This window comes from Klebsiella sp. RC2, assembly GCF_014192815.1.
GTDB classification, from domain to species: domain Bacteria; phylum Pseudomonadota; class Gammaproteobacteria; order Enterobacterales; family Enterobacteriaceae; genus Klebsiella; species Klebsiella variicola.
This window is the reverse complement of the sequence record NZ_JACHYL010000005.1, coordinates 100,853-114,548: the sequence shown is the minus strand read 5'-3', so window position 1 is coordinate 114,548 and position 13,696 is coordinate 100,853. Positions and strand designations below refer to the sequence as shown.

The following is a 13,696-nucleotide window of genomic DNA, read 5'->3' as shown; positions in this document are numbered from 1 at the left end:
TTGCCCCCGGCTAGCGGTATTCATCATCGATATCCAGCACCAGTTCACGCCGTTCGCCCAGTTGACGAAACCAGTGCGCCGAGGCTTTGGCTCGCCGGGCGCGATGGTTTTGCAGATCGATTTCGATAAGCCCGTAGCGGTTTTTAAAGGCGTTCATCGGCGATACGTTGTCGGTAAACGCCCACAGCATATAGCCCTGGCAGTTGGCCCCTGCCTCGCGGGCGCGCAGGGTGTGCCACAGATGTTCGCTGATAAAACGAATGCGGTAGCTGTCATCGATGACGCCTTCGCGGTTACGGAACTGGCCTTCGTTTTCCACCCCCATCCCGCTCTCCGCCACGAACCACGGGATGTTGCGATAGTCATTTTTTATCCGCATCGCCATATCAAAGATGATTTGCGGGTAGATTTCCCAGCCGCGGGAGGCGTTCATCCGCCGGCCGGGCAGCTCAAACGGCTCATAATACCAGGCCGGATGGAACGGGGTGTGCGGATGCCAGGCCCGCGACGGGGCTTTGACCCGGTGCGGGTAGTAAAGATTAATCCCCAGCTCATCGACGGTGTGCTCGCGGATAACCGCCAGATCCTCCTCGCTGGTCTCCCACGTCACCTGATGCTGCTCAAGCAGCGCGAGAAGCTCCGGCGGCCAGACGCCGTGCACCAGCGGGTCGAGGAACATGCGGTTGTAGAACAGATCGTAGATCTCCGCCGCGCGCAGGTCATGGGGGGCGCGTGAGCGTGGGTAGGTCACCTCCGGATTGAGGATGCAGCCGACGGTCCCGGGATAGCCGAGCTCGCGAAACCGCTTCACGACGCTGGCGGTCGCCAGCACCTTATGATAGTTCCACTGCATCCAGGTGCTGGTGTTCTGCTCATAGGGCCAGCGCAGAGCATCCAGATAGACCCGGGTCTGCACCACAATTGGCTCATTAAAGGTAAACCAGCGCGTCACCTTCGGGTGGTAGCGGGCAAACACCTTCTCCGCATAGCGCACAAACAGCTCAACCACCGTTTTCGACCCCCAGCCGCCATACTTTTCCAGCAGATAGCCGGGCAATTCATAATGCTCAAGGCAGATCATCGGCGTGATGCCGTTGGCCAGCAGCGCATCGAACAGCTGGTCGTAATAGGCCGCATACTCCTCATCCACCGTGACGTTTTCATAGTCGGTCAGAAAGCGCGACCAGTTGATTGAGGTGCGGTAGTGGGTCAGCCCGGCCAGCTTCATCAGCTGCACATCTTCCTGAAAGCGGTTGATAAAATCGGTGGCCACCGCCGGGCCATAGCCGTTATGCCAGACGTGGCGATCGTTTTTGTACCAGAGATCGGGCCAGGAGTCCTGCCCTGGTTTTTTCCCGCTCCAGCCTTCGGTCTGCCAGGCGGAAGCCGCCGCGCCAAGGATAAAATCATCGGGAATGGTCATCCGTACGGTAGTCATAGGCTCCTCAGACAGGGTTGGCGGTTTGTTGATTGTCTACCTGACGCTGCGCGGCATCGGCACGGCGGGAGGCGATTTTGACGAAAGGCAGATAGATAAGCACCGCGACGACGATGCAGATAAGCTGGGTCACCACCGCCCCCATCGAGCCGGCGGTGGAGAGCCAGGCGTTGATCAGCGGCGGCGTGGTCCAGGGGACCATCACCACCGCCTTGCCGGCGAAGCCGGTCAGGGTGGCGAAATAGCCGATGCTGCCGGTCACCAGCGGGATGATGATAAACGGGATGGCGAGGATCGGGTTGAGCATGATCGGCATCCCGAAGATCACCGGCTCGTTAATATTGAACAGCCCCGGGCCTATCGACAGCTTGGCGATCTCTTTCATCTCTTTGCGTCTGGTGGCGATCATCACCGCAATCAGCAGGCCGATGGTCAGCCCCGAGCCGCCGATGCTCATGTAGACATCCCAGAAGGGCATCGTGATGATGTTCGGTACCTCTTTCCCCTGCTCAAAAGCGCTCATATTGACGGTGATCGCTCCCAGCAGCAGCGGCTCGCGGATCGGCTTGATCATCTGGTTGCCGTGAATGCCGATCACCCAGAACAGCTGGGCGACGAACATCAGCAGCAGGATCCCCGGCAGGCTCTGCACCACCCGCTCCAGCGGCTGCTGCACCACCTGGTAGACCGCATCGTAGAGATACATTCCCGTCAGCTGGTGAAAGAGAAAACCAAAGGTGGCGATCGCGGTGGTAGTGATGATCGCCGGGATCAGCGCGGAAAAAGAGGCAGAGACGTTCGGCGGCACGGTATCCGGCATTTTGATCTTCAGTCCCTTGCGCCCTTCCAGCCAGCAGTAAATCTCCACTGACAGAATGGCGATGAACATCCCGAGGAACAGGCTGCGGGTATCGGAGAACTGGCGCAGCAGGACATCTTTCACCACGTGCATCTGGCCATCGACCATCATCTCCACCGTGGTCGGCGTGACGCAGATAAAGCAGATCACCGCCAACAGGCCGGGAAACAGGCTTTTGATGCCGTTGATTCGCCCCAGCTCAATACCGATCAGAAACACGGCGCCGATATTGAGGAAGTTGAGCGTGGCGTAGTTAAGCGCGCTGGTGATCGGCTTCAGCGCCGCAAGAAAGGAGAGCGAGGAAAAGCTGGCGAGCCCATTCTTCGGATCCAGCACCATATTGGAGATCAGTACCGAAAAGGCCCCGACGATGATCACCGGCATCAGAGTAATAAACGCCGATTTGATCGCCATAATGTAGCGATAGCTGTTGAATGTCGTCGCGAAACGCCCCAGCGCGTCGATCAGTTTGTCCTGTAATGCCATAAAAGAGTACCTCAGAGTAAAGGGCTTATTGCGGCCAGGTGAACAGCCAGAGACTTTTGGCATACCAAAACATAGTCGCCAGGCAAAAATAGTTCTGTGACAGCGCTCGCAACGCGCACTGTGGTATCCCAAATATCCGATAGAATCGACATTGGCATACCAGACTATGCCGGCTCGTCAGTTCCTGCCAAAAGCGTGATCGCGATGGTTTTTCCGCCCCGCCCCGTCGATATGTCCCTTTTCGGTCTGTGATAAACTGCGCTTTACCACGTGAAATCAGGAATCGATGAATGGCTACAATGCTGGATGTCTCAATTCGCGCAGGCGTCTCGAAAGCGACGGTTTCCCGCGTGTTGAACGGCACAGGTCAGGTGAAAGAGAGCACCCGCCAACAGGTCTTTAAAGCGATGGAAGAGCTGGGCTACCGACCGAATTTTCTCGCACGCTCGCTGGCCAATCAGACCAGCAATAGTATCGGGCTGGTCGTCTCCACCTTCGACGGCTTCTACTTTGGCCGTCTGCTGCAGCAGGCTTCACGCCAGACGGAAGCCTGGGGAAAGCAGCTTATCGTCACTGACGGTCATGATACGCCGGAGCGCGAAGAGGAAGCGGTGCAGATGCTCGCCGACCGGCAATGCGATGCGATCATCCTCTATACCCGGCACATGAGCGAAAAGGCGATCATGTCGCTGATTAATTCGATCGCCATGCCGCTGGTGGTGATTAACCGCGATGTGGCGCAGGCCCGCGAACGCTGCGTGTTCTTCGAGCAGCAGGAAGCCGCCTTTCAGGCCGTTGAGTATCTGATTACCCAGGGCCACCGCGATATCGCCTGCATGACCGTCCCGATGCACACCCCTACCGGCCAGGCTCGCCTGCAGGGCTACCGCAACGCGCTGATAAAACATGGTATTGAGTGGGATCCGAGCCGGGTGAAGTACGGGGACTCGACGATGACCCGCGGCTACGAACTGTGCCGGGAACTGCTGGACGAGAAAGCCCGCTTCAGCGCGCTGTTTTCCTGTAACGATGATATGGCGCTGGGGGCGTCAAAGGCGCTGCATCAGGCGGGGCTGCGTATTCCGCAGGATGTGTCGCTGTTTGGCTTCGACGATGCGCCAAGCGCGAAATGGCTGGAGCCGGGGCTGTCGACGGTCTATCTGCCGATCGACAACATGATCACCACGGCTATCGATCAGGCGATCAAGCTTGCTAACCAGCAGCCGATAGAAACGATCCCGCCGTTTACCGGCACGCTGGTGTTGCGCGAGTCGGTAACGACGGGACCTTTTTTTAAATAAGCTCTAAGGCCAGCAGCTCCTGAATGGTCTGGCGACGGCGGATCAGCCGCGCCTTGCCGCCATCAAACAGCACCTCCGGCAGCAGCGGACGGCTGTTATAGTTGGATGACATCGAAGCCCCGTAGGCGCCGGTGTCATGGAGCACCAGATAGTCCCCAGGCACCACCGCCGGCAGCAGGCGGGTCTCGACTTTGCCCCCTTCCTGCTGGGTAAAGACGTCCCCGGATTCGCACAGCGGCCCGGCCACCACGGTTTCCACCTGCGGCGCGGCGCTGAGATCGCGACCATCCGCCGCCAGAGCGGTGATATGGTGATAGCTACCGTACATTGCCGGGCGCATCAGGTCGTTAAAGCCGGCGTCAATCAGCACGAAGTGACGGCTGCCCATCTCTTTCACACTGCGCACCTGCGACACCAGCACGCCGGACTCGGCCACCAGGAAGCGTCCTGGCTCAATCTCCAGTTTCACCGGGTGCCCCAGATGGGCCGCGATCTGCTCCCGGGCGCGGTTCCACAGGCCATAATAGTGGGCGGTGTCGATGGCCTCTTCACCTTCGCGGTAAGGAATCGACAGACCGCCGCCGGCGGAGATGGCCTGCAGATCCTGGCCAAAGTCGACGACCTGGCGCACCATCGCGCCGCACACCTGCTCCAGGTGACCATAGTCAACGCCAGAGCCGATATGCATATGGATCCCGACCAGCTGCAGCTGATAGCGACGCATCACTTCCAGCGCCGCCGGCAGGTGGCTGTACCAGATGCCATGCTTGCTATTCTCACCGCCGGTATTGGTTTTCTGGCTGTGGCCGTGGCCAAAGCCCGGGTTGACGCGCAGCCAGACGCGATGGCCCGGCGACACCTCGCCCAGCTGGCTCAGCATGTCGATCGAGCCGGCGTTCACCGGGATCTGTAACGCCTTCACCCGATCGAGGGTGGCGTCGTCGATCAGATCGGCGGTGAAGACGATATCCTCTGGATTCTGCTGCGGATCGTAGCCTGCCGCCAGCGCCCGCTCGATCTCCCCCAGCGACACCGAGTCCACCTTCACCCCCTGCTCACGCATCAGACGCAGAATATGAATGTTAGAGCAGGCTTTTTGCGCAAAACGCACCACGTCGAACTGGCTGAGCTGGGCTATCTGGCGGCGAATAATCTGCGCATCATAGACCCAGACCGGGCAGCCAAATTCCGCCGGCAGGCGCAGCAGGTTGTCCGCGGTCAGGTCAGTATCGGTGGCGTAAAGCGAGTGTGGCATAAGAACTCCGGTGCAGTGCGTGTGTTGGTCGCTGTTTTTTCTGATTACGCCACAGTGACAGACGAATAAAAAATATCGTTTTATCGCGACTCTATGCAAAAATGATATGGTTCCAGCCGAGCCTCACGGAGACCGCATGCCAGCCGTCAATTTGCGTCATATCGAAATCTTTCACGCGGTGATGACCACCGGCAACCTGACCGAAGCGGCGCGGATGCTGCACACCTCGCAACCCACCGTCAGTCGCGAGCTGGCGCGCTTTGAGAAGGTGCTCGGCCTGCAGCTGTTTGAGCGGACCCGCGGTCGCCTGCAGCCGACGGTGCAGGGCCTGCGTTTGTTTGAGGAGGTTCAGCGCTCCTGGTATGGCCTGGACCGTATCGTCAGCGCCGCCGAGAGCCTGCGCGAGTTCCGCCAGGGCGAGCTGTCGATCGCCTGTCTGCCGGTGTTTTCCCAGTCCTTTCTGCCGCTGCTGTTGCCGCCGTTTCTCTCTCGCTATCCGGAGGTCAGCCTGCAGATCGTCCCCCAGGAGTCGCCGCTGCTGGAGGAGTGGCTCTCCGCCCAGCGCCATGACCTTGGCCTGACGGAGACCCTGCATACCCCCGCGGGCACCGAACGCACCCCGCTGCTGACGCTGAATGAAGTCTGCGTGCTGCCCGCCGGCCATCCGCTGGCGGCGCAGGCGACGCTGACCCCCGCCGATTTTCAGGGCGAAAACTACATCAGCCTGTCGCGCACCGACAGCTATCGCCAGCTGCTCGACGCCCTGTTCCTTGAGCATCAGGTTAAACGGCGGATGGTGGTCGAAACCCACAGCGCGGCCTCGATCTGCGCCATGGTGCGCGCCGGCGCCGGGATCTCGGTGGTGAATCCGTTAACCGCCCTGGACTATGCCGATAGCGGCGTGGTGGTGCGCCGCTTCAGCGTCGAGGTGCCGTTTACCGTCAGCCTGATCCGCCCTCTCCACCGCCCGCGCTCGGCGCTGGTCGACGCCTTTGTTGCCCACCTGCAGCAGAGTCTGCCGCAGATCCTCACGCCGCTGGCGTCGGTCCTGCAGAGAGCATAAAGTTGACCGCGTCTTCTGCGTGGATCGCCGCAGTGTCAAAGACCGGCAGCGGGCTGAGCTCGGCAGGCACCAGCAGGCCAATTTCCGTACAGCCGAAAATAACCCCTTCCGCCCCCTGCTCCGCCAGGGCGGCGATCACCTGCAGATAATAATCCCGCGACGCCTCGCTGAAAGTGCCGAGACAGAGTTCGTCGAAGATGATCTGATTGATCCGCGCCCGATCGTCAGCCTCGGGGATCAACGTCTCGATGGCAAACTGCTCCAGCAGACGACCGCGGTAAAAGGTCTGCTCCATGGTATAGCGGGTGCCCAGCAGCGCGACCCGGCGCTGGCCTTTGGCGGCAATCGCCCGCCCGGTGGCATCGGCAATATGCAGGAAGGGAACCTGGCAGCGGGCGGCGATGGCATCCGCGACTTTATGCATAGTGTTGGTGCACAGGACAATGCCTTCGGCCCCCGCCTGCTGCAGCCCAACCGCGGCTTCAGCAAGGATCTCCCCGGCGCGATCCCAGTCGCCGGCGGACTGGCAGGCTTCGATGTCGTGAAAATCGACGCTGTGCAGCACCAGGCTGGCAGAGTGCAGGCCGCCCAGTCGCGCCTTAACGCCCTCATTGATCAACCGATAATAGGGGATCGTGGACTCCCAGCTCATGCCGCCTAACAGGCCAATGGTTTTCATCTTCTGCTCCTTATGTCGTTTCTGCCAGTGAAGCAAACTTGTGATCAACTTTCCACTTCTCTGGCCGCGTATTTCTTTTTCATGAAGAGTGGGATAAGTTAAATGAAACAATGTTTCACTTTAACAACAGGACCGCCCGATGTTTATTTTCCATAAAGACACCACCCTTGAAGACCTCGGCAATGGCGTAACCCGCCGCATTCTGGCCCACGACGGAAAAATGATGGCCGTGGAGGTGAATTTTGCCGCCGGCGCCGTCGGCCCGATGCATAACCATCCCCACGAACAGCTCACCTATGTGCTCTCCGGTGAGTTTGAATTCACCATCGGCGAGGAGACGCGCGTCGTCAGTGCCGGCGATACGTTGTATAAGCAGCCAGGGATCATGCACGGCTGCGTCTGCCTGCAGCCCGGCACGCTGCTCGATACCTTCACGCCGGTCCGCGAAGATTTTCTCTCACGCTGATCCATGATGGGGGCGTTTACCGCCCCCGGTTTACGTGTTACTGCAGGCATTAAAAAAGATGCCGTCACAATCATTATCCTGGTAATAATATTTTTCACTCAGTTAACGCTGAACCTTCATTCTTTTCAGGCTCCCGCAGCCCCCTAAAATGCTTACCACCTCACCTTTTTGAAACATCGTTTCGACTTTGATCACATTTCCATCCTGATCTGCATGACGCAGAAATAAATCGCAATAAAATGAAATTAAAACGGTGTTTTATAAAAAATAGAGCAGCATAAAAGCGAGCCTGACAGCACGCCACTTGCTGGCTCACTTAAATAATAACCCATTCATTAACAAGGACATGTTAATCAGAGGAAGCGTTCAGACATTTTTGCGTTGTCAGGCGAAAAGGCCGACAGCGCCGCGTCACCGAATCCGTATTACAACTCGTAAGCCAGGTAGGTATGTATGAATGAAAACAAGCTGCTGGGATTGGCATGGATATCACCCTATATCATCGGGCTGATCGTCTTTACCGCTTTTCCCTTTGTTTCATCTTTCTTTCTCAGTTTTACTGAGTACGACTTGATGAGCCCACCGGTATTTAACGGCATCGAAAACTATCGCTATATGTTGACCGAGGACAGCCTGTTCTGGAAATCGATGGGCGTGACCTTTGCCTACGTTTTTTTAACTATTCCCTTAAAACTGGCTTTCGCCCTCGGCATTGCTTTTGTGCTCAATTTCAAACTGCGCGGCATCGGCTTTTTCCGTACCGCCTACTACATTCCGTCGATTCTCGGCAGCTCAGTGGCTATTGCGGTACTGTGGCGCGCCCTGTTCGCCATTGACGGCCTGCTGAATAGCTTCCTCGCCGTCTTTGGCATCGATGCCGTCAACTGGCTGGGGGAGCCTTCGCTGGCGCTGATGTCGGTCACCCTGCTGCGCGTCTGGCAGTTTGGTTCCGCGATGGTCATCTTCCTCGCCGCGCTGCAGAACGTTCCGCAGTCGCAGTATGAGGCGGCGATGATCGACGGCGCCTCAAAGTGGCAGATGTTCATGAAGGTCACCGTGCCGCTGATCACTCCGGTCATTTTCTTCAACTTTATTATGCAGACCACTCAGGCGTTCCAGGAGTTTACCGGCCCGTACGTGATAACCGGCGGCGGCCCAACCTATTACACCTACCTGTTCTCACTCTATATCTACGATACCGCCTTTAAGTACTTCGACATGGGCTATGGCGCCGCGCTGGCGTGGGTGCTGTTCCTCGTCGTCGCGGTCTTTGCATCGATAGCCTTTAAATCATCGAAATACTGGGTCTTCTACTCCGCCGATAAGGGAGGCAAAAATGGCTGATATTCAACAGATGGCGCCGGTAATGAGCAACGCCGATCGTGAGGTCGCTCGTACGCTGCGTCGGGAAAAGGTGAGTCGGGTGGTACGCTACGTCGTGTTGATATTCGTCGGCCTGCTGATGCTCTACCCGCTGGCGTGGATGTTCTCCGCCTCGTTCAAGCCGAACCATGAGATCTTCACCACCCTCGGACTGTGGCCTGCCCACGCGACCTGGGACGGGTTTATTAATGGCTGGAAAACCGGCACCGAATACCATTTCGGCCACTATATGCTTAACACCTTTAAGTATGTGATCCCGAAGGTGGTGTTAACGATCATCTCCTCCACCATCGTGGCGTACGGCTTTGCACGCTTTGAGATCCCGTGGAAGAAGTTCTGGTTCGCAACGCTCATCACCACCATGCTGCTGCCGAGCACCGTCCTGCTGATCCCGCAGTACCTGATGTTCCGTGAAATGGGGATGCTGAACAGCTATCTGCCGCTGTACCTGCCGCTGGCCTTCGCCACCCAGGGATTCTTTGTCTTCATGCTGATCCAGTTTCTGCGCGGCGTCCCACGCGATATGGAAGAGGCGGCGCAGATCGACGGCTGCAACTCCATCCAGGTGCTGTGGTACGTGGTGGTGCCGATCCTCAAGCCGGCCATTATCTCGGTGGCGCTGTTCCAGTTCATGTGGTCGATGAACGACTTTATCGGCCCGCTGATCTACGTCTACAGCGTCGATAAGTATCCCATCGCGCTGGCGCTAAAAATGTCCATCGACGTCACGGAAGGCGCGCCGTGGAACGAAATTCTGGCAATGGCGAGTATCTCCATTCTGCCGTCCATCATTGTCTTCTTCCTGGCTCAACGCTACTTCGTGCAGGGCGTGACCAGCAGCGGAATCAAAGGTTAAGAGGGAAATATCATGGCTGAAGTCATTTTCAACAAACTGGAAAAAGTTTACTCCAACGGGTTTAAAGCGGTGCATGGTATCGACCTGAAGATTGCCGATGGCGAATTTATGGTGATCGTCGGCCCCTCCGGCTGCGCCAAATCGACCACCCTGCGCATGCTGGCGGGTCTGGAAACCATCAGCGGCGGCGAGGTGCGGATTGGGGACAAAATCGTCAACAACCTGGCGCCAAAATCACGTGGCATCGCGATGGTGTTCCAGAACTACGCCCTCTATCCGCATATGACGGTGCGCGAAAACCTCGCCTTCGGCCTGAAGCTGAGCAAGCTGCCGAAGGCGCAAATCGACAGACAGGTGGAAGAAGCGGCGAAAATTCTCGAACTGGAAGAACTGCTCGATCGCCTGCCGCGCCAGCTCTCCGGCGGCCAGGCGCAGCGCGTGGCGGTGGGTCGGGCGATCGTCAAAAAACCGGACGTTTTCCTGTTCGACGAACCGCTCTCCAACCTTGACGCCAAACTGCGCGCCTCGATGCGGATCCGCATTTCCGATCTGCATAAGCAGTTGAAAAAATCCGGCAAACCGGCGACCACCGTCTACGTCACCCACGATCAGACGGAAGCGATGACCATGGGCGACCGCATCTGCGTGATGAAGCTCGGCCACATTATGCAGGTTGATACGCCAGACAATCTCTACCACCAGCCGAAAAATATGTTTGTCGCCGGGTTCATCGGCGCGCCGGAGATGAATATTCGCCCCAGCCAGCTGGTTGAGCACGACGGTCGCCTGCATCTGACGCTGGGCGATCAGCGACTGCCGCTCAACGACCTACTGCAAAGCAAAGTTGAGACCCATAAGAATCAGCAGGTTTTCTTTGGCGTGCGCCCGGAGTTTGTCTCTCTCTCCGATGAACCCTTTGCCGAGGGTTCCTGCACGGGTGAAATGGTACGTGTGGAAAACATGGGACATGAATTCTTTGTTTATCTGAAGGTTGCTGATTATGAGCTGACCGCCCGCGTGCCGTCCGATGAAGCGAAACCCATGCTCGAGAAGGGCCTTCATCGCAAGGTGTATTTCAAATTTGATCTCAATAAGTGTCACATCTTTGACGCGAAAACCGAACAGAACCTCTCTCTGTGAACACTGGAGTATTAAAATGAAAAACGTGCTTTTAAGCGCCGTCATCTCCGCCACTCTGGGCCTTACCGCATTACCGTCAATGGCGAAGGATGTCGACCTTCGTATGTCCTGGTGGGGGGGCAACGGCCGCCATCAGGTCACCCTCAAGGCGCTGGAGGAATTCCACAAACAACATCCCGACATTAACGTCAAAGCAGAATACACCGGCTGGGACGGCCATCTTTCGCGCCTGACCACCCAGATTGCCGGCGGCACTGAGCCTGACGTGATGCAGACCAACTGGAACTGGTTGCCGATCTTTTCGAAAAATGGCGAGGGCTTTTACGATCTCAATACCCTGAAAGACGAGATCGACCTCAGCCAGTTCGATGCCAAAGAGCTGCAGTCCACCACGGTCAACGGCAAGCTTAACGGTATTCCCATTTCCGTCACCGCCCGCGTCTTCTACTTTAACGACGAAGCGTGGAAAAAGGCGGGCATCGCCTTCCCGAAAACCTGGGATGAGCTTATGGCGGCGGGCAAAACCTTCGAAAGCAAGCTCGGGAAACAGTACTACCCGGTCGTGCTCGAACACCAGGACGTGCTGGCGCTGCTCAACTCTTATATGGTGCAAAAATACAATCAGCCGGCCATCGATGAGAAGGGTCGCAAATTCTCCTACAGCAAAGCGCAGTGGGCAGATTTCTTCGGTATGTATAAGAAGCTTATCGACAACCATGTGATGCCGGACACCCGCTACTATGCCTCGTTCGGCAAGAGCAACATGTACGAGATGAAGCCGTGGATCCAGGGTGAATGGGGCGGCACCTACATGTGGAACTCCACCATCAACAAATATTCCGATAACCTGAAGCCGCCGGCGAAGCTGGTGCTGGGGGAATACCCGATGCTGCCGGGCGCCACCGACGCCGGACTGTTCTTCAAGCCCGCGCAAATGTTGTCGATTGGCAAATCGACGAAAAACCCGCAGGCGGCGGCGAAAGTGATTAACTTCCTGCTGAACAGTAAAGAAGGGGTGGATATTCTCGGACTGGAGCGTGGAGTACCGCTGAGTAAAGCGGCGGTCAACTACCTGACCGAGGACGGGATCATCAAAGCCGACGATCCGGCGGTGTCTGGCCTGAAACTGGCACAATCCCTGCCCACGACCCTGCCGGTCTCCCCGTACTTCGACGATCCGCAGATCGTCGCCCAGTTCGGCACCACCCTGCAGTACATCGACTACGGTAAAAAGTCGGTGGAAGAAGCGGCCGAGGACTTCCAGCGCCAGACCGACCGCATTCTGCGCCGCGCGATGCGCTAACGTGCCCGTCGGAAACCTCCCGCGGCGTCCGCCGCGGGAGAGTCTGCCTGAGTATCCTGTCAGAAAAAATATTTAAAACGCACCCGAGCGCCGTAGCGTTCATCGGGATTCCCGCTCTTCGCTGCCGTGGAATCGAGCCACGAAGCATAGGCGCCAAGGTAAATATTGAAGTTCGGCATCGCCATAATATTCGGCAACTGCCAGGAGGTGTGCAGGGTATGGATGTCATAGCGCCCCGGCGCCAAGATAGCGCAGTCGCCATCGCATTCGCTGGTCACCCCGGCCATATTGAACTGGTCGATTTTGTTATGCGCGTAGATATAGCCCAGCTCCACGCGATGCCACAGGGCGTTAATTCCGGCGCTGAAGTCGGTTTCGTCCGCCGCGTCCAGCAGAGCGGTACTCAGATTGACCACCGCCCCATCCTGCGGGTCGCTTTTCAGGGTGTTCCAGCTCATGGTCAGCCCGTAGCCGGTGCGATTTGACTGGTCGACCCAGCGTCCGCTCTGGTTCTGATAGCCGTAAGCATTGTTGACGAGATTGCTCTCTATCGCCGCGGCCGCCGACCAGGCGCCGGACTGCCACACCGCCACCGGCCGCACGTACACCACATTTTTGCGGTTTTCCAGCGCGTTACCGTGATAGTTCTGATCGACAAACAGCGAACTGCCGTCCTCCACCAGGGTATTAACCTCGAAATACCAGTTATCCACCGTTTTGCTGAACAGAAGGTTGCCGCCGCTGCTGCTGCGCCCGCGCCCCTCTTTCATCATGTAAATATAGCCATAGCCGTCGGAATAGAGATCGTTGGCGGTATTGCCTGAATATTCAATAAAGGTGTCCTGATTCAGGGGGAACATATCCCAGGCTTCAAAGCGGCCTATTTTTATTTTCCAGTCATCCTGCTGACCAAAGAAAAATACCGCATCGTCGAGATTCATTTTGCCATCCATATCCGCCAGCGGCTGCACGCTGAATCCGGCATATTTCCCGTCAGCGCCATTACGCCTGCCGTCAATCCCCAGCAGAATACGACCATTAATATCCCAGCGTTCTTTATCGCCCGGCGCCCAGCTTTTATTCGCGCTGGTTTTGACCGACGTCAGACTGCCGGTGCGGCTGGCGCCATCGAGGTTAAATTCGACGTCGCCATAAAATTTTAATTCGCCATTGTCGTTTAGCTGCAGGCGCGGCGTAGCCGGCGCCGCGCGGGCGACCGTCGTGGCCTGCTGCTGGCCTTTCAGTGTCTTAATTTCCGCCTCTGCGCTGGCGGCGCGCGCCTCCGTTGCCTTTAACCGCTGCTCCATTTGCGCCAGTCGCTCCTCCAGCGATAACGGCGCCTGCGCCATAACGGATGGCAGATACAGAGACGTGAGAAAACACCCGACCCAGATTTTATTCATCGGTAAACCCTTTTATTATGGAATGAACTGAATTTGTTATTAATGGGTAACGCACGACGATGCA

The 13,696-nt window shown here is 57.3% G+C and carries 12 protein-coding genes; 7 read left to right on the top strand and 5 right to left on the bottom strand.

The genetic code is table 11. The features are described 5' to 3' along the window. Window positions 1–10: 10 nt before the first annotated feature. Complete coding sequence (locus FHW76_RS16590; RefSeq protein ID WP_004149636.1) at window positions 11–1,438, bottom strand: glycoside hydrolase family 1 protein; 1,428 nt, start codon at window positions 1,436–1,438, stop codon at window positions 11–13. A 7-nt stretch (window positions 1,439–1,445) separates the two neighbouring features. Continuing rightward, the gene (locus tag FHW76_RS16585; protein ID WP_183476842.1) at window positions 1,446–2,783 is read right to left on the bottom strand and encodes a PTS sugar transporter subunit IIC; all 1,338 of its coding nucleotides are present in this window, start codon (window positions 2,781–2,783) and stop codon (window positions 1,446–1,448) included. 299 nt (window positions 2,784–3,082) lie between these two features. Here FHW76_RS16585 and FHW76_RS16580 point away from each other — a divergent pair, with 299 nt between their 5' ends. Then, window positions 3,083–4,084: a LacI family DNA-binding transcriptional regulator gene (locus FHW76_RS16580; RefSeq protein ID WP_162493303.1), complete on the top strand. Its 1,002-nt coding sequence runs from the start codon at window positions 3,083–3,085 to the stop codon at window positions 4,082–4,084. Here the strand turns inward: FHW76_RS16580 and lysA are convergent. Beyond that, the gene (gene lysA, locus FHW76_RS16575) at window positions 4,077–5,339 is read right to left on the bottom strand and encodes a diaminopimelate decarboxylase (protein ID WP_008806341.1); all 1,263 of its coding nucleotides are present in this window, start codon (window positions 5,337–5,339) and stop codon (window positions 4,077–4,079) included. The two genes, FHW76_RS16580 and lysA, sit on opposite strands and share 8 nt — an antisense overlap. Window positions 5,340–5,475: 136 nt before the next feature. On the opposite strand from lysA, the gene FHW76_RS16570 reads away from it, so the two are divergent. Continuing rightward, window positions 5,476–6,402: a LysR family transcriptional regulator gene (locus FHW76_RS16570; RefSeq protein WP_009308578.1), complete on the top strand. Its 927-nt coding sequence runs from the start codon at window positions 5,476–5,478 to the stop codon at window positions 6,400–6,402. Here FHW76_RS16570 and FHW76_RS16565 read toward each other — a convergent pair. Further along, the gene (locus FHW76_RS16565; RefSeq protein WP_008806343.1) at window positions 6,368–7,081 is read right to left on the bottom strand and encodes an aspartate/glutamate racemase; all 714 of its coding nucleotides are present in this window, start codon (window positions 7,079–7,081) and stop codon (window positions 6,368–6,370) included. The genes FHW76_RS16570 and FHW76_RS16565 overlap by 35 nt on opposite strands. Before the next feature lie 139 nt (window positions 7,082–7,220). Between FHW76_RS16565 and FHW76_RS16560 the strand changes: the two genes are divergently transcribed. The 5 genes from FHW76_RS16560 (at window position 7,221) to FHW76_RS16540 (ending at window position 12,229) form a co-directional block, all read left to right on the top strand. Next, the gene (locus FHW76_RS16560; protein ID WP_012540645.1) at window positions 7,221–7,547 is read left to right on the top strand and encodes a cupin domain-containing protein; all 327 of its coding nucleotides are present in this window, start codon (window positions 7,221–7,223) and stop codon (window positions 7,545–7,547) included. Between the two features lie 453 nt (window positions 7,548–8,000). Then, on the top strand, window positions 8,001–8,891 hold the full coding sequence (locus tag FHW76_RS16555; RefSeq protein ID WP_004205419.1) for a carbohydrate ABC transporter permease: 891 nt from the start codon (window positions 8,001–8,003) through the stop codon (window positions 8,889–8,891). Then, complete coding sequence (locus FHW76_RS16550; RefSeq protein ID WP_008806346.1) at window positions 8,884–9,786, top strand: carbohydrate ABC transporter permease; 903 nt, start codon at window positions 8,884–8,886, stop codon at window positions 9,784–9,786. Before FHW76_RS16555 ends, FHW76_RS16550 begins: the two co-directional genes overlap by 8 nt. Window positions 9,787–9,798: 12 nt before the next feature. Next, window positions 9,799–10,926 (top strand): ABC transporter ATP-binding protein, encoded by a 1,128-nt coding sequence (locus FHW76_RS16545; protein ID WP_008806347.1) that lies wholly within the window; start codon window positions 9,799–9,801, stop codon window positions 10,924–10,926. A gap of 16 nt (window positions 10,927–10,942) precedes the next feature. Beyond that, entirely contained in the window at window positions 10,943–12,229 is a 1,287-nt protein-coding gene (locus tag FHW76_RS16540) for an ABC transporter substrate-binding protein (protein ID WP_008806348.1), read from the top strand. A gap of 59 nt (window positions 12,230–12,288) precedes the next feature. On the opposite strand, the gene FHW76_RS16535 is transcribed toward FHW76_RS16540, so the two are convergent. Next, window positions 12,289–13,632: a carbohydrate porin gene (locus tag FHW76_RS16535; RefSeq protein WP_022064921.1), complete on the bottom strand. Its 1,344-nt coding sequence runs from the start codon at window positions 13,630–13,632 to the stop codon at window positions 12,289–12,291. Window positions 13,633–13,696 lie beyond the last annotated feature (64 nt).